The 15558-nt window shown below is 71.1% G+C and carries 13 protein-coding genes, 1 tRNA gene and 1 other RNA gene; 7 read left to right on the top strand and 8 right to left on the bottom strand.

Annotation, left to right across the window (positions count from 1 at the left end; genetic code table 11):
* Positions 1–29 precede the first annotated feature (29 nt).
* From OHQ87_RS26150 to OHQ87_RS26140, 3 genes are all read right to left on the bottom strand, one after another.
* Positions 30–1133 (bottom strand): ABC transporter permease, encoded by a 1104-nt coding sequence (locus OHQ87_RS26150; protein WP_442930602.1) that lies wholly within the window; start codon positions 1131–1133, stop codon positions 30–32.
* Complete coding sequence (locus tag OHQ87_RS26145; protein WP_328342108.1) at positions 1130–2137, bottom strand: ABC transporter permease; 1008 nt, start codon at positions 2135–2137, stop codon at positions 1130–1132. The genes OHQ87_RS26150 and OHQ87_RS26145 overlap by 4 nt, the downstream gene beginning before the upstream one ends.
* A 99-nt stretch (positions 2138–2236) precedes the next feature.
* Positions 2237–3913 carry an ABC transporter substrate-binding protein gene (locus OHQ87_RS26140; protein WP_328342106.1) on the bottom strand — a complete coding sequence of 559 codons (1677 nt, stop codon included), beginning with the start codon at positions 3911–3913 and terminating at the stop codon, positions 2237–2239.
* A gap of 633 nt (positions 3914–4546) precedes the next feature.
* Here OHQ87_RS26140 and OHQ87_RS26135 point away from each other — a divergent pair.
* Positions 4547–5134 carry a hypothetical protein gene (locus tag OHQ87_RS26135; protein WP_328342104.1) on the top strand — a complete coding sequence of 196 codons (588 nt, stop codon included), beginning with the start codon at positions 4547–4549 and terminating at the stop codon, positions 5132–5134.
* A gap of 215 nt (positions 5135–5349) precedes the next feature.
* Here the strand turns inward: OHQ87_RS26135 and recR are convergent, their stop codons facing one another.
* From recR to ffs, 4 genes are all read right to left on the bottom strand, one after another.
* Positions 5350–5943: a recombination mediator RecR gene (recR, locus tag OHQ87_RS26130; RefSeq protein WP_328342103.1), complete on the bottom strand. Its 594-nt coding sequence runs from the start codon at positions 5941–5943 to the stop codon at positions 5350–5352.
* Positions 5944–5949: 6 nt separating this feature from the next.
* Positions 5950–6258: a YbaB/EbfC family nucleoid-associated protein gene (locus OHQ87_RS26125; protein ID WP_328349003.1), complete on the bottom strand. Its 309-nt coding sequence runs from the start codon at positions 6256–6258 to the stop codon at positions 5950–5952.
* A gap of 108 nt (positions 6259–6366) precedes the next feature.
* Positions 6367–9171, bottom strand: a complete 2805-nt coding sequence (locus tag OHQ87_RS26120; RefSeq protein WP_328342101.1) for a DNA polymerase III subunit gamma and tau — start codon at positions 9169–9171, stop codon at positions 6367–6369.
* Positions 9172–9279: 108 nt separating this feature from the next.
* Positions 9280–9369: signal recognition particle sRNA small type (gene ffs / locus OHQ87_RS26115), an RNA gene on the bottom strand.
* 82 nt (positions 9370–9451) lie between these two features.
* Here ffs and OHQ87_RS26110 point away from each other — a divergent pair.
* A tRNA-Ser gene (locus OHQ87_RS26110) sits at positions 9452–9536 on the top strand.
* Positions 9537–10252: 716 nt separating this feature from the next.
* Entirely contained in the window at positions 10253–10579 is a 327-nt protein-coding gene (locus tag OHQ87_RS26105) for a hypothetical protein (protein WP_328342099.1), read from the top strand.
* Between the two features lie 314 nt (positions 10580–10893).
* On the opposite strand, the gene OHQ87_RS26100 is transcribed toward OHQ87_RS26105, so the two are convergent.
* On the bottom strand, positions 10894–11142 hold the full coding sequence (locus OHQ87_RS26100; RefSeq protein WP_328342098.1) for a flavin reductase: 249 nt from the start codon (positions 11140–11142) through the stop codon (positions 10894–10896).
* A 156-nt stretch (positions 11143–11298) separates the two neighbouring features.
* Between OHQ87_RS26100 and OHQ87_RS26095 the strand changes: the two genes are divergently transcribed.
* From OHQ87_RS26095 to OHQ87_RS26080, 4 genes are all read left to right on the top strand, one after another.
* The gene (locus OHQ87_RS26095; protein WP_328342096.1) at positions 11299–11505 is read left to right on the top strand and encodes a helix-turn-helix transcriptional regulator; all 207 of its coding nucleotides are present in this window, start codon (positions 11299–11301) and stop codon (positions 11503–11505) included.
* Positions 11506–11655: 150 nt separating this feature from the next.
* Complete coding sequence (locus OHQ87_RS26090; protein ID WP_328342094.1) at positions 11656–12270, top strand: hypothetical protein; 615 nt, start codon at positions 11656–11658, stop codon at positions 12268–12270.
* 32 nt (positions 12271–12302) lie between these two features.
* On the top strand, positions 12303–12797 hold the full coding sequence (locus OHQ87_RS26085) for a hypothetical protein (protein WP_328349002.1): 495 nt from the start codon (positions 12303–12305) through the stop codon (positions 12795–12797).
* A 90-nt stretch (positions 12798–12887) separates the two neighbouring features.
* Positions 12888–15344: a hypothetical protein gene (locus tag OHQ87_RS26080; RefSeq protein ID WP_328342092.1), complete on the top strand. Its 2457-nt coding sequence runs from the start codon at positions 12888–12890 to the stop codon at positions 15342–15344.
* Positions 15345–15558: the final 214 nt, after the last annotated feature.

The following is a 15558-nucleotide window of genomic DNA, read 5'->3' as shown; positions in this document are numbered from 1 at the left end:
GGGCCGCACACCGATGCACCGCACCGCCGTCACCGCCGGTTCTTCGGGTCGATCGCCTCGCGCATGGCCTCACCGAGCAGGGTGAAGCCGAGCGCGACCACGATGATCGCCAACGCCGGGTAGTAGGCCAACTCGGGGCGGACCTCGAAGTAGCGTTGGCCGTCCACGCCGAGCATCAGCCCCCACTCGGCCCGGTTGATGTCCGGATCGCCGAGGCCGAGGAAGGACAGCGCCGCCGCGTCCAGGATCGCCACCGCGAAGGTCAGGGTGGCCTGCACGATCACCGCGGTCAGCGAGTTGGGCAGCATGTGCCGCAGCACGATGTTGCGTTCCTTGACGCCCAACGCCCGCGCGGCGAGGACGTGGTCGCTCTCCCGCTGGGCCAGCATCGAGCCGCGCAGCAGTCGGGCGAAGATCGGTACGCTGACGATCGCCACCGCGAAGATGACAGTCCACTGGCTCGACCGGCTGGCCATCGCGACCAGGGTGATCGCCAGCAGCAGGCTGGGCAGCGCCAACATCACATCGGTGAGCCGCATCAGCACCACGTCGACCCAGCCGCCGAAGGCCCCGGCGACCGCACCGAGCAGCACACCCAGGGTGAGGCCGATCAAGGTGGCGAGCACGCCGACGAAGAGGGTCTGCCGGCTCCCGTGGATCATGCGGGAGAGGAAGTCCCGGCCGAGCGGGTCCGAGCCGAGCGGATGTCCCGCGGTGGCGCCGGGAATGCTGTCCACGGTCAGGGTCCTGGTCAGCTCGTCGAAACGCTGCACCGGATCGTGCGGGGCGATCAGCGGGGCGAAGAGCGCCACCAGCACGAACAAGCCGACGATGACGGCGCCGACGATGGCCACCGGGTTGCGGCGCAACCGGCGCAGCGCGTCCCGGTAGAGGCTGACCCCGCCCGGGTCCGCGGTGGCCCGCGCCAACTCGTCCAGCCGGGCCTTCTTCCGGTCGCCCAGCCGGCCGATGCTCCGCTCGCTCCTGCCGGCGGGCCGGTCGGTCGGGCGGTGGCCGGGCTCGCCGGCCGGGCCGCCGGCGGGCCGGGCTGCCGGACTGTCGCCGGCTCCGTCGGCCGGGCTGCCGCCGCTGCGGGGTTGGCCCACGCCGGGGCGGGTCGTCGGATCGCTCATCGCACACGCACCCTCGGGTCGATGAAGGCGTAGGAGAGGTCGACCAGCAGGTTGACCAGCACGAAGACCAGCGCGGCGAGCAGGATGATCGCCTGGAGCACCGGGTAGTCCCGGCCACCGCTGATCGAGTCGGTGATCAGGGTGCCGAGGCCGCCCCAGTTGTAGACCTTCTCGGTGAGCACCGCGCCGGAGAGCAGCGCGCCGGTCTGGAGGCCGATGGTGGTGACCACCGGCAACAGGGCGTTGCGCAGGATGTGCCGGCCCCGGATGGTGCGGTGCCGCAGGCCCTTCGCCTCGGCGGTCCGCACGTAGTCCTCGTTGAGCACGTCGAGCACGCTGGCCCGGGTGATCCGCACGATCACCGCCAGCGGGATGGTGGCCAACGTGATCGCCGGCAGGATCAGGTGCCAGAGCGCGTCGGCGCTGGCGTCGAACTCCCGGGTGAGCAGGCCGTCCAGGACGTAGAACCCGGTCACGCTGGTGTTGTCCATCCCGGTGCTGATCCGTCCGGACGGCGGGAACCAGTGGATGTCCTGGGTGAGTACGTCCTTGAGCAGGTAGCCCAGGAAGAAGATGGGGATCGAGATGCCGAGCAGGGTGCCGGCGATGGTCAGGTTGTCGAGGAGTCGGCCCCGGTAGCGGGCGGCGAGGTAGCCCAGTGGCACACCCAGGCCGACCGCGATGATCATGGCGGCGACGGCCAGTTCGATGGTGGCCGGGAAGGCGCGGGCGATGACGTCGGTGACCGGGTCGCCGGTGCGGATCGAGTTGCCCAGGTCACCGGTGAGGACCCGCTGCATGAACTTGCCGTACTGCACGAGGATCGGTTGGTCGTAACCGAGGGCCTTGATCAGCAGTGCCCGTCGTTCCGGGGTGGCCCGCTCGCCGAGCAGCGCCTCGACCGGCCCGCCGGGCAGGTTCCGCAACCAGATGAAGATCAGCGCGGACAGCGCTATCAGCGTCACCGCCAGCTGCAGCAGGCGGCGGACTATGACTCGCAACATCTCTCACACACCAGTTTCTCGATGTTCGCGGCATCGGCCCGGGCCGGCACTTGCTCCCGACCCGGGCCGATGCACGCCTACGGCGTCAGCCGACTGACGTCACTTGTTGACGCTGACCGTGTTGAACCGCTCGTCGGTCAACGGGCTGGCGATCATCCCCTGCACGTCCTTGGTGACGACGATGGCCGGCGGGGCGTGCCAGACCGGCACGGCCGGCAGCCACTTGGCGGCGATGTCCCGGTTGACCTGCTCCCAGGCCGCCTTCTTGCCCGCCTCGTCGACGGTGCCGTCGGCCTTGGTGATGGCCGCGAACATCTCGGTCATCGCCTGGTCGCCGAACTCGACCTTGCCCCGGCCGAAGAAGGTGCCGACGAAGTTGCCCGGGTCGTTGTAGTCACCGGTCCAGCCGAGGATGTGCAGGTCCTGCTTGCCGAACTGCTGCACGTCGTCCTTGAAGCCGCCGTTCCACGGACGCGGCTTGCCGGTGACCTTGATGCCGACGGCCTGCAGGTCGTTGGCGAGGACGGTGAAGATCTCCTGCGGGTTCGGCATGTACGGCCGGGAGACGTCCGGCGGGTAGTAGAAGTTGAGGGTCAGCCCCTCGGCACCTGCATCCTTGAGCAGCTGCTTGGCCTTCTCCGGGTTGTGCTCGTACTTCTGCACGTCCGGGGCGTAGCCGAGCACGGTGTCCGGCATGAACTCGTCGGCGACCTTGGTGCCGCCCGGGCCCTTGGTCTGGACGAGCTGCTCACGGTTGAGGGCGTAGGCGATGGCCTGCCGTACCCGCAGGTCCTTCAGCTTCGGGTTCTTCTGGTTGATGCCCAGGTAGAGGATGTTGAACGCCGGGCGGTCGAGGACCTGGAAGCCCTCACCGGAGAGCGCCTTGCGGTCGGCCGGGGCCGGGAAGTCGATGCCCTGGACGGTGCCGGCCCGCAGCTCCTGCTTACGGGTGTTCTCGTCCTTGATCACCTTGATGATGACCTTGTCGACCTTGGCCTTCTCGCCCCAGTAGTCGGGGTTCCGGTTCAGGGTGATCTCGTTCTTGGCCTTGTCCCAGCCACCGAAGGTGAACGGGCCGGTGCCGACCGGGGTGGTGGTCGCGAACGAGCTGTACTCGAAGGAGTCGCCGTTCTGCTTGACCGTGTCGGCGTCGCCCTTCTTGAGGGCGTCCGGGCTGGCGATCGAGAGCGCGGTCAGCGCGAACGCGCCGGGGAACGCACCCTTGTACTGGTTGAGGGTGACGACGGCGGTGCTGTCGTCCTTGGCCTCGCACTTGTTGTAGAGCGCCTGGCCGGCACCCTCGGCCTCGTTCTTGGCGAACCCGCCGAAGACGTCCTGGTAGTAGATCATCTGCGACTGGGCGGCGGCGCCCTTCATGTTGTACCAGCGGTCGAAGTTGTAGCAGACCGCGGCGGAGTTGAAGGGGGTGCCGTCGTGGAACTTCACGCCCTGGCGCAGCTTGAAGGTCCAGACCTTGCCCTCGGGGTCGTGCTCCCAGCTCTCGGCGAGCCCACCCACCAGGTCGGCCGTGCCCGGCTTGTGCTGGACCAGCGTGTCGTACATCTGCCGGACCGGCCGGAACGACTCACCGTCGTCGTTGAAGATCGGGTCGAAGTTCTTCGGGTCACCGGCACCGGCGAAGATGAAGGTGCCGCCCGTCTTGGCCTCGCCACTGTTGTCATCGCCGCGGTCACTCTCCGCACAGCCGGCCGCGCCGACCGCCAGGGCTGCAACGGCCACGAGGCTCACGGCCGTCCTTAGCCTTCTCGCCTGCATCTCTCACCTCTGTCATCCGCCTGAACAACGCCGGTCCATGGCTCGGTCCGTGAGCGGGAGGCTATGGCACGACACACCGAAGCGGAACGGCCGTTAGGCAATCGCTACCAACCCGACACCAAGCGCTCTGTCTGACACCGCCGGATCCCGCGACAAACGGGACTGTCACAGCGAGGCCGCGCGGCGATGTCCGGAAATCGCCCGAACGTCCGAAACGGTCACCGCCGCCGGTCACCCGCCGTCACCGTGCCCGCTCCACCACCCTTCGAGGAGTACGCGGGGTGCCGGCTCGAAAGCCGAACGTCCGGTTCGGCGGGGCCGCCGTGCGGAGGTACGGCGGCCCCGGGCGCGATGGGGTCGACGTCCCGTGACCGGCCGCACCCCCGGGGCGGAATCCCGGCCGGGCAGGCGGCGTTACACCCTGCGTACGACCGCAGCAGCACCCCCCGCTGCCCGGCCCGATGCCGCCACCCCCGGCGGAATGACGGTGGGCCGAAGGTCGTTACACCTGGTCCGGTGCCGCGAGTCCTCCGCTCGGGCAGCCGCCGACCTCCCCCGCTGAGCGCCCCGTCGTGGTGCTTGCCTCGCACCCCTCCCCAAGGTGCGTCGCCAACCCCCGAATGGAGCTTTCCCATGAACACCACCATGCTGCGTAAGAGCGCCCTCGGTATCGCCGGCCTCGCCTTCGCCGGCGGCGTCCTCGCCGGCCCCGCCACCCACACCACCCCCACCCTCGACACCCGGCCCGTCGCCGTCGCCGTGCAGGCCGACAAGCCCGACAGCGGCAAGCTCATCCCGCACGGCACCCAGGGCGAGCAGTCCCGCATCGACCTCGACGACGAGCAGACCGCCAACGCCAAGGCGATCATCGCCGCCACCAAGAAGTCCGGCCTCGACGAACGCGCCGCCGTCATCTCCATCGGCACCGCGTTGCAGGAGTCCAAGCTGGAGAACCTCGGCCACCTCGGCGACCGCAACGACCACGACTCCCTCGGCCTGTTCCAACAGCGCCCGTCGTCGGGCTGGGGCACCCCCGAACAGATCACCGACCCGATCTACTCCACCACCGCGTTCCTCAAGGGCCTCAAGCAGGTCGACGGCTGGCAGGACATGCCCCTGACCAAGGCCGCCCAGACCGTCCAGGTCTCCGCCTACCCCGACGCCTACGCCCAGTGGGAGAAGCAGGCCGCCGACCTCGTCGCCGAGCACTGGAACAGCTGACCCACACCCGCACCCTCGAAAGACACCGCTGGCCGGCACCCCACCCGGGGGTGCCGGCCAGCGACATGCCGCAGGGGATCGTGGAGAGTTGTTGCTGCCCCAGCGACTGCCCCAGCGACAACAACTCTCCACGAACATGGGACGGCGGAACGCAGCGACCACCTACCCGGGGACGGTGGGCAGCTCCGGACCACCCACCCGGGCCGCAGGGGGTTTCAGACCGCGCGGCGGCCCTCGAAGGCCCGACCCAGGGTGATCTCGTCGGCATACTCCAGGTCGCCGCCGACCGGCAGGCCACTGGCCAGGCGGGTGACGGCGATCCCCATCGGCTTGACCATCAACGCCAGGTACGTCGCGGTCGCCTCGCCCTCGGTGTTCGGGTCGGTGGCGAGGATCAGCTCGCGGATCGTCCCGCCGCTGAGCCGGGTCATCAGCTCCCGGATCCGCAGGTTGTCCGGGCCGATCCCCTCCAATGGGTTGATCGCCCCGCCGAGCACGTGGTAGCGCCCCCGGAACTCACCGGTCCGCTCGATCGCCACCACGTCCTTGGGCTCCTCCACCACGCAGATCACCTCGTCTGTGCGGCGCGGGTCGCGGCAGATCCGGCACTGCTCCGACTCGGCGACGTTGAAGCAGGTGGTACAGAACCGGACCAGGTCCTTGACCTTGCGCAGCGCACCGGCCAGCCGGTTGACGTCGGCCGGGTCCGCCGACAGGACGTGAAAGGCGATCCGCTGGGCACTCTTCGGCCCGACGCCCGGCAGCCGCCCCAACTCGTCGATCAGGTCCTGGATGGCACCCTCGTACATCTGGGGTCAGAATCCGGGCAGGCCGAGGCCGCCCATGCCGCCGGCCACCGGGCCCATCTTCTGGTCGGTCAGCTCCTTGGCCGCCTCGGCGGCGTTGTGCAGGGCCGCGACGACCAGGTCCTCCAGGGTCTCGACGTCCTCCGGGTCGACCGCCTTCGGGTCGATCCTGATGCTCTTGACCTCACCGGAGCCGGACACCGTCGCGGTGACCAGGCCGCCGCCGGCGGTGCCGGTCACCTCGGCCTCGGCCAACTCGGCCTGGGCCTTGGCGATCTGCTGCTGCATCTTCTGCGCCTGCTTCAGCATCTGCTGCATGTTCGGCTGTCCACCTGGGCGCACGGATGGCTCCTTCTCGCACTCGTCTGCTCGGCCGCGCCCAGCCTAGTCGGGGGCGGCCGGTGGTCCGGTCCGGGGAACGACGCGTCAGCGCGCGTCCACCTCGTCGATCTTCTCGGCGCCGAACGCCTCGCGGAGCAGCTGCACCGCCTGCTCCTCGCTCGACTGCCGGGCGGTCCGCTCGTCGATCACCTCGTCCAGCGGTTCGTCACCCGGGTCGAACCCCTCGTAGGCCGGGGTGGTCCGGGTCGCGCCCGCCGCCCCACCAGCACGGGTCGGGCCGTCGTAGTCCGGGTCGTAGGGCGGCTCACCGGCCCACTCAGCGTCGGCGGTCTTGCGCCCTGCCGGCGCGGGCCGGGGCCCCTTACCCGCCGCAGCCGCCCGCGCCGCCGCGATCGCGCTGCTCACCGGCGCGCCGCCGGTCCCGGCCGTCGTCGGCGGCGACGTCTTCGGCGGACCAGCCGGCCTGGGTACGGCGGGCGCAGCGGGCACCGCCGGGGCGGCTGCCGTCACGGTCGCCGTCGCGCCACCTGGTCGGGCGGGTTCGGGCCAGTCGTCGGAAGCGGAGGCGACGCTGGCGGCTCCGCCGGGGCGGGCCGGCTCGGGCCAACCCTCGTCGTCGTCCACACCGACCGCGACGGGTGAGGTGACCGGGGCGTCCACCGTGCCCACCGCGCCCACCTGGCCGGTGGGTCCCCCAGGTAGCCGTGCCGCACCGCCGCCAGCCGAGCCGCCCTGGGCGGTCGCGGCAGCCGGGACGGTGGAGCCGGTCGGGGTACCGCCGGACGAGCCGGCCGGACGACCCGGGCCGTTGCCGGCGGGAGCTGACGAGCCGACCGTGGCCGGCCCCCCGCTCAGACCCACCGCACCACCGCTCGGACCCGCACCACCGCTCGGACCCGCATGACCATTCGGGCCTGGACCGCCGCTCGGACCGGCCGGACCGCCGGTGGCAGGCTCGGCCGGCGCCGGGGGTGGGGCGGGAGCCGGCCGGGCCGGGCCGGCCGGCCGGGAAGGAGTACCGGGCGACGTGCCACCCCGCTCGCCGGCCACCTCGCAGCGGATCTGCCACCGGCCGCCGAACTCCTCGTAGAGCGCGTCGGCCAGGACCGAGGTGTGCGCGCCCATCATCTGCGCGAGCACCGGCGACTTGACGGTGAGCACCAGGACGTCACCGTCCACGTCACGGACCACCGCGTCGCGCATCAGCGCCGCAGCCGGCTTCTTGACCCGATTGACCTTGGCCACGATGTCGGGCCACACGCGGCGCACCGCGACCGCGTCGAGGGCACCGGGTGCGGCGGAACCGGGACGGGGCGGCTCGGGGGTCGCCGGGTCGGGCATCACCGCCGAGGCCGGCACCGGACGGCGGGCGGGCGCTTCGGAACTCGGCCCGTCGATGCTCGGGCCACCAGAGCCGGCCGGGCTGGCGAACGTCGTCCCGGAGCCCGTCGGGTCGGCGGGGACGAAGGCCGGGTCGGTCGAGCCCGGGTCGGTCGGGTCACCGGGAGCGGAACGCGGGCCGGGTGAGGTGACCCGGGCACCCGCAGCCGCAACGGCGGCACGGGCGGCAGCCGCCCCGGTCAGGCCGCCGGTAGCCGGCGGCGGGCCTGCGGTCCCCGGGTGGGAGGCGGCGGCAGCCGCACCCGGGGCGGGAGCGGTGGGGCGTACCTCCGGGGCGGCAGCGGCCGGTGCGGAGCCGGCGGCGGCCGGCGGCAGTTCCCCGCCACCCAGGGTGAGCCGGCGTTCCAGCCGTTCCAGGCGCTGGAGCAGGCCGCCGGTGGAGTCGTCGACGCCGGGGAGCAGCATCCGGGCGCAGATCAGCTCCAGCAGCAGCCGTGGTGCGGTGGTGCCGCGCATGTCGACCAGGCCGTTGTGCACGATGTCGGCGCAGCGGGAAAGGGTGGCCGGGCCGAGCCGCTGGGCCTGGGCGGCCATCCGCTCGATCTGGTCGGCCGGGCCGTCGATCAGGCCCTTGCCGGCGGCATCCGGGACCTGCTGGAGCACGATCAGGTCGCGCAGCCGTTCGAGCAGGTCCGAGGCGAACCGGCGCGGATCGTGCCCGGCCTCGGCCACCCGGTCGACGGTGGCGTACGCCGCCGCGCCGTCCCCGGCGGCAAGCGCGTCGCACATCTCGTCGATCAGCGCGGAGTCGGTGACGCCGAGCAGCGCGGCGGCCCGGGGATAGCTGACCCCCTCCGGGCCGGCACCTGCGATGAGCTGGTCGAGCACGGAGAGGCTGTCCCGGGCGCTGCCGCCACCGGCGCGCACCACCAGCGGGAAGACCGCCGGGTCGACGGTCACCCCCTCGGCCTGGGTGAGCTGCTCCAGGTAGGGCCGGAGCACCTTCGGCGGGATCAGCCGGAACGGGTAGTGGTGGGTCCGCGACCTGATCGTGCCGAGGACCTTCTCCGGCTCGGTGGTGGCGAAGATGAACTTGACGTACTCCGGGGGCTCCTCGACCAGTTTGAGCAGGGCGTTGAAGCCGGCCGACGAGACCATGTGCGCCTCGTCGATGACATAGATCTTGAAGCGGCTCTGGGCCGGCGCGAAGAACGCCTTCTCGCGCAGCTCACGGGCGTCGTCGACACCGCCGTGGCTGGCCGCGTCGATCTCGATGACGTCGATCGAGCCGGAGCCGTCGATGGCCAGCGACCGGCAGGAGTCGCACTGCCCGCACGGCTCGGGGGTGGGGCCCTGCTCGCAGTTGAGCGAGCGGGCCAGGATCCGGGCGCTGGAGGTCTTGCCGCAGCCCCGGGGGCCGGAGAAGAGGTACGCGTGGTTGAGCCGCCCGCTGCGCAGCGCCTGCGACAACGGCTCGGTGACGTGCTCCTGGCCGATGACCTCGGCGAAGGTGCGCGGCCGGTACTTGCGGTAGAGCGCCAGCGTCATTCGCCCCGCCTCCTCTCGACCGGGCCATTCTGCGCCGGTCGGTCGCGGGTGACCACCCACCACCCCGTGACCCGGACCCGCAGGTACGGTACCGGTGGCCGGAGACAAAAAGGCCTCCCGTGCACCCGGCAGAGCTCGCTTATCCTTGCTGCCTTCCGGCCCTGGGGAGGTTCACGAGATACCGCCGCACGGGAGGTACCGCCCACCCTACCCGACCCCTGATGGATCTTCAGGGGGTGGTGGGGTGGCCGGGCGGGCGGGGACCTGTATCCTGGCTCGCGGAGGATTCGCCTAGAGGCCTAGGGCGCACGCTTGGAAAGCGTGTTGGGATAAAACCCTCACGAGTTCGAATCTCGTATCCTCCGCTCGTCCGAGCAGGCAAAACGACAGGGCCGGCCCCGCGGGGGCCGGCCCTGAGTCGCCTCCAACCGCCGCTCTCGTCTCAGTTGCCGTCTCACGTGCCCTGCTCCGGCCCGCCCAGCGGCGGCCCAACGGCCATCTCCTCGGGCGGGTCTGCGGATCGCCCAGAGCAGGCCGCCGAGTTGCTGCGCGATGTCGCGGCCTGCCGGGTCGGTGATGTACTGCAGTGGATAGCATCGCCGATTTCGACCAGCCCGTGACGCACATGAGGGCGCGGCCGGAGACGGCAAGGGCCAAGAGCGCGATGACGGTGTGGCGAGCGTCGTATAACCGACCGTCCCGCGTTCCGGCGAACTTGAGCAGACGTTTCCACTCGTCATAGTCCCGTCGCCTGGTGGATCGCCTCGCCGATGGATGAGGCGAACACCCAGCCTTCATCGTGCCAGAACTGGGCGGCGGCTCCGCGCTCTGCTAGTCAATAGCCTCATGAACGTGCGTGCATGGCCGGCAAGCTCCTCCGGCTCCTTCATCACTACCTTGCCGAGATAGTTTCAGTAGAGATCAAGATAGCCCGCAGGCGGGCCGCACCGGCCGGAGCGCCGTACCGGGCGAGCGACCTTGGTCCCGTCCGGGGAACTGGACGGTCTGTGCCTTCCGATGAGGAGATCAATACTCCCAGCCGCGTGATTTCAGTAGCGTCCACTCCGTACACTGCCAAGCTGTGACTCTTCAGTTCTTCGGATGTAGTGCGACCAACAACGGGAGAGACGGCTTCCACTTCTCCCAGTACAACCAGACATCTTTTGGTGCCGACTGGACCGAGAAGGCGACCCAGGCGGCCCGGCTGATCGGCGAGGACAAGCCGGGCGTAGCTGAGTTTCTCCAGGAAAGTCGATCAGCTCCGTCTGAGCTGGATCTCAACAACCCCTCGCACTTCCAGTGGTGGCTAGAAATGACGAACCGTTTGACCGACGTTGCCAAGATCGGCACAGAGGCCGTCAAGGTCCTTGCGCCGCTTGGTGCCGTGCTGTGGAGCGTCGTCGGGTAGGGACGGCTTCCGGTGAGCGCCCGCATCTGGTAGAGACCGCTCGGGACCTACGCTCGCAGACCCCGAAAGTGCCGTCTCGTTCGGCTGCGTTCAGGGCCATCCGTTGAGGCTTCAGCCCGCGCCAACGTCGCTTCCTGGTACGGCTGCCAGCCCCGGCGAATACGGACGGCAGACTCAGAAAGCGTGCTGGGATAAACCTCAAGTTTCGAATCTCGTATCCTCCGCTCGTCTGAGCAGCACCGACGCGAGGGTCGGCCCCGATCGGAAGCCGACCCTTCGTCGTTTCCCAGCCTGTCGGGGGCACGCCGGCCCGTTCAGGCCCTGTGCGTCGTCTTCACCCAGCCCAGGAAGCGCTGGTACGTGGTGATCGGGTCGGGCGGCTCGGGGCAGGTCCGGGTCAGGTCGGCCATCGCCTCCACGAACAGCCCGGCAAGGTCGACAGCGAGATTCACCCGCTCCCCCGCGTAGTCGGCGACCATGTCGAGTCGGGCCTGCCCGCAGGGCCAGGGCAGCGCATCGGCGGTGCAGATCCAGAGCGGTTTGAGCGGCGCGTGTCTTTGCATCTCGCCTCCGAGGTGGGGTCGATCTTCACGGCACCCCGGCCCGCCGGGAAGCTCCTCCACCAGGCCGGAGGCCATCCCTACCTCACATCACCGCGCACCCACTTGTCAATCAGCAAGGAGCGATAGTCAAGCCAGCGCCGTGCCTACGGTCGAAGGGTGAAGCGACCGCGCTTGTACGGACCGGGCGAACTGGCCGCCCTGTTCAACGTGTCGCGGCAGCGGGTCCTACAGATAACCCGCAGACCCGGCTTCCCCGAACCACTCGCCCGACTGATCGGCACCACTGTCTGGGACGCCGACGAGGTCGACGAGTGGGCACGCCACCACCGACCTCCCCGCACACCTGCGGAAGACGACGAGTAGACAGCCGACCAACCATCGGGCACAGCACTCGCCGGCGTGCAGACCGGTACACCCTCCGCCATGAACACCGGTACGGTGCGGGCATCCACGGCGGCCCGGATCCGTCGTACACATGTGCTATCCACAGGGTGTGGACAGCGGGGGGATCGGATGAGTTACCAGCTCAGCGCGGTCGTCGCGGATGTCGAGCTGCTGCGCGAGCAGACCGCCGACCTGGATCACGCGGTGCTGGCCGCGCTCCGGCAGGATTTCGCGCTGCTGCCGGTGACCCCGCAACTGGTCGAGGAGCTGACCGGCGCGCTGCCGGACTACCACCCCGAGGAGCCGACCGCCGGGCAGCCGTTCGAGCTGGTCCTCTCGCCGGCCCTGGCTGGGCTGCTGGACCGCTGGTCGCGGCGCGGGCCGGTGGCGTACCTGGAGGCGGAGTTCGCCGGGGGTCTCGGTCGACAGGCGTCGGCGGTCTGGCTCGACGGCCGGTTGAGCTGGGGTCCGCGCTTCGACAGCACCTTCACGCTGCCGCGCGTCGAGTGGCCGATCAACGCGGCGTTGGCGCGGCTCGGCGCGGAGCCCGGCCGATGGCTCGACCCGTTCGCCGAACTGGGCCTGCACCTGGAGCGGAACACCGCCGGTTGGCTGACCCACGGCCGGCGTGGGCTGACTGCCGACTACTGGGACGAGCTGGCCGAGGAATGGGAGGAGCAGCAATTCCCGGCCGACCAGCAACCTGAACGCCCCGGTCCCGTTGTGGACTGGGGGATTCCATGACATTGCGACAATTTGCCGTCCTTGCGGCATTGCTGGTGGCTGCCACCGCATCGGGCAGCGGCCGCCGGCCATCGGAGCACGACGCTCCGGCGCGGCCCATCGGTGCCAGCCAGGTGGTCGGGTTGCACGGCCTGGCCGGAGCCGAGTTCGGCGTCAGCGAGGCGGAGCTGACCCGGCGCGGAATGCTCCGCGCCGATGCCGACACCTGCGGTACGACGCTGGCCGGACACGGCACGGCCAGCCCGATCTTCGTCGACGACCGGCTGGTGCTGCTCTGGCTCGACGACCCGATGAGCACCCCGGAGGGGATCACCGTCGGCACCCCCGTCGGGGAGGTGCTGCGCCGGTACCCGTCGGCGGTCCGGCTGCACGCTCCACAGCGGACGTACCGGTTCGACGGACTGCTCGCCCGCGACGGCGACCGGGGGTACCTCTTCCTGCACGACGGCACGGCCGTCCGGGAGATCATCGCCGGGTACGCCGACTGGGCCCGCCGCCTCTTCGACGAGGGTTACGGCCCCTGCTGAACTGCAGCCACGACGTGGATTGTCCGTGACCGGCCCCGATGAGAACATCTCCTGGCCACGCAGTCGGCGTGGGCAGCACACGGGGGATCGATGTCACGCACAGTCCTGTCCCGCCCGGTGATCCGGGCCGGGAAGTCACTGCCACGCCTCGCGCTGGCCACCCTGCTCGTCTCGACCCTGGCAGTAGGCCCGATCGCCGCAGGTGACGGGGCACCGACACCGGCCGCGGTGGTCGGTACGTCCGGCACCACGGCGACGGGCTCGCCGGCGTCGGCACCCGCCACATCGGATCCGGCGTCGCAGGCCACCGGGCTGAGCACCGAACAGCCGCGTACCCGGTCCACCACCGTCACCCGGCAGCCCAAGCCACCCCGCTCACGCTGCGGCGGCGGTCTGGCCCTCGGCACGGTCGCCACCTGCGCCGCGATCGTCGACCAGGCGCAGGACGTCTGGACCGTCACCACCACCGCCGCCGACGACCTGCTGCTCGTCCAGCTCGGTCGGGGCACCGGGCGGGACTCCGTCGGTGGCCGGGTCACCGATGCCACCGGCCGGGAGCTCTGCCGGCTCGGCGTGGACGCGAACCGCTGTCGGGTCGGTGCCGCCGGGACGTACCGGATCACCCTGCAACTGCCGTACTCGACCGGGCGGGGCGACTACACGATCGCGGCCGAGTCGACGCATACCCCGTCGAGCTGCGGGCAGTTGCCGGCGGACCTGTTCGACTTCGGGTCACCGGGGAGCACGGTGACGCTGCCGGCCGGTGCGGCCGCCCGGTGTCACCTGTTCGACCAGCCAGCCGGTGCGCTGCTGCGGTTCGCCGACCCGGGCGGTCCGCGCGACATACGGGGGCTGATCCTTGACGGGCGGCACCTGACGCTCTGCGAGTTGAGCTACGGCGGCGGTGACTGCCGGCTCGACCGGCCGGGCCCCTACCGGCTGCTGAGCTGGGAACAGTACGGCAAGGAGGGCACCCACCTGGTCAAGGCGCGGCGGCTGTCCGACCCGGCGGGCTGCCAGAGCCTGCCGCTCGCTCCGTACGGCGACCCGGGCAGCGCCGTGAACAGCGGCGCGACCCCGGCCGGCGAGGCGACCTGCCACACCTTCGGCACCGACGCGGCCCGGCCGCTGCTCGTCCGCGCCGTCAGCCTCGACGCCACCAGCTTCGACTGGCAGGTGCTGGATGCCACAGGCGCTCAGGTCTGCGCCCGGGAGGGCGTCCCGGTCTGCACCGTGCCGGCCGCCGGCCGGTACACCCTGCTGGTCAGCGGCCCCCTGTACGCCGACCGGACCCACCGGTACGAGGTGGCGCTGAACCCGCTCGACCGGGCCGACGGGTGCGCGCCGACCACCGGCTACGCCCCCTGGGACCAACCGGCCCTCCAGGTGAGCCAGGTCGCCCGGGTACAGACCAACTGCCAGCCCTTCACCGGCCGGGCCGGTGAACGGGTCATCGTGTCCGGTGAACGCTGGACCCAGGACACGGGTGGCAACCGGATCTGCACCGAGCCTACCGACCAGGTCGGCTGCGTGCTCCCGGCCGACGGCGACTACCGGGTGATCTCGTACCGGGAGTGGAGCGGGAACACCGTCGAGACGTACCCGTTGGGTATCCGGCGGATCTCCGACCCGATGGGCTGCCCCACGGTCCGGCCCGGCCGCTACGGCGCCGCGCCCGTCGGCGCCCCGGCCCCGGTCGCGTGCCGAATCCTGGACGTCCCGGCCGCCGGGGTCTACCGGGTGACCGCCCTGCGCGGCGACAACGTGACCACGTTCGCCCGGGTCCTCGACGCCGCCGGCCGGACGGTCTGCGCCCAGGTCCGCTGCCCGCTGCCCGCGGGCCGGCACACCCTGTTGGCCAGCGTGGACGCCACAAGCACCACCGAGTTCGCGGTGTCGCTGCTGCCGCTGCGGCCGGCCGGGTGCACACCGGTCTCCGACGCCGGCTGGGCCGACGCGCCGCACCGGGGCCGGATCGACACCTCCGGCCAGATCGACTGCGTGGTCCTGCCCACCCCGTCCGGGGCGTCGATCGCCACGCTGCTGCCGGTCGACGCCGCACTGAACGTCGACATCGTGGACGCCGACGGTGAGTCGGAGTGCAGCCTCTGGTGGTACACCTGGCACGGCTGCACCCTGGACGGTCCGGCACCGCACTCGGCGCTGCTCACCGGGCACAGCTGGGTCGCGCAGCTCTCGTACACGGTGGGCTTCGCCCGGACCGACGCGCCGGTCTGCCCGCCGCTGCCCCGGGACACCACGGACACCACGGTGACCGCCGGCCCGGACCGCCTCGCGGCCTGCTTCACCGTCCCGCCCGACCAGACCGCCGCCCGGCAGACCTTCACCTGGGCGCGCACCGCCGGCACCGGCCGGGCCCGGCTGACCGTCTTTGGCGGGACGGGTCGGTCGACGTGCGGGACGGACCGCGCCGCCCAGGGCACTGTCACCTGCACGCTGCCTCCCGGCCCGGTCACCGTGCTGCTGGACACCGACGGCAACACCGCCACCTACCGAGTGGGCCAGCGGAACGCCGGCACGTCCTGACCCGGTCGCGGGCCGGCTCCGATCGGGGGCCGGCCGGGCCGGGCAAACGCGGAACGCCCGGTGCGATCCTCACGGATCGCACCGGGCGTTCTCGCTTGTCACGAGCGGTGGCGGCGGGATTTGAACCCGCGGAGGGCGTAAACCCTCACACGCTTTCGAGGTCTGCGACCCTGCATCCAGGTGAATGCAGTAGTGGCCGTGACGAGGTGCGACA

Origin of the sequence: Micromonospora sp. NBC_00421 (assembly GCF_036017915.1) — a bacterium.
Taxonomy (GTDB): Bacteria; Actinomycetota; Actinomycetes; order Mycobacteriales; family Micromonosporaceae; genus Micromonospora.
This window is presented reverse-complemented; position numbering and strand designations above follow the sequence as displayed.

Excerpts from the sequence above, each read along its gene's own strand:
- OHQ87_RS26080 (WP_328342092.1), top strand. The coding sequence starts at position 12,888 with ATGTCACGCACAGTCCTGTCCCGCCCGGTGATCCGGGCCGGGAAGTCA.
- OHQ87_RS26150 (WP_442930602.1), bottom strand. The coding sequence starts at position 1,133 with ATGAGCGATCCGACGACCCGCCCCGGCGTGGGCCAACCCCGCAGCGGC.
- OHQ87_RS26120 (WP_328342101.1), bottom strand. The coding sequence starts at position 9,171 with ATGACGCTGGCGCTCTACCGCAAGTACCGGCCGCGCACCTTCGCCGAG.
- OHQ87_RS26145 (WP_328342108.1), bottom strand. The coding sequence starts at position 2,137 with ATGTTGCGAGTCATAGTCCGCCGCCTGCTGCAGCTGGCGGTGACGCTG.
- OHQ87_RS26135 (WP_328342104.1), top strand. The coding sequence starts at position 4,547 with ATGAACACCACCATGCTGCGTAAGAGCGCCCTCGGTATCGCCGGCCTC.
- OHQ87_RS26140 (WP_328342106.1), bottom strand. The coding sequence starts at position 3,913 with ATGCAGGCGAGAAGGCTAAGGACGGCCGTGAGCCTCGTGGCCGTTGCA.
- recR (WP_328342103.1), bottom strand. The coding sequence starts at position 5,943 with ATGTACGAGGGTGCCATCCAGGACCTGATCGACGAGTTGGGGCGGCTG.
- OHQ87_RS26100 (WP_328342098.1), bottom strand. The coding sequence starts at position 11,142 with ATGCAAAGACACGCGCCGCTCAAACCGCTCTGGATCTGCACCGCCGAT.
- OHQ87_RS26090 (WP_328342094.1), top strand. The coding sequence starts at position 11,656 with ATGAGTTACCAGCTCAGCGCGGTCGTCGCGGATGTCGAGCTGCTGCGC.
- OHQ87_RS26125 (WP_328349003.1), bottom strand. The coding sequence starts at position 6,258 with ATGCAGCAGATGCTGAAGCAGGCGCAGAAGATGCAGCAGCAGATCGCC.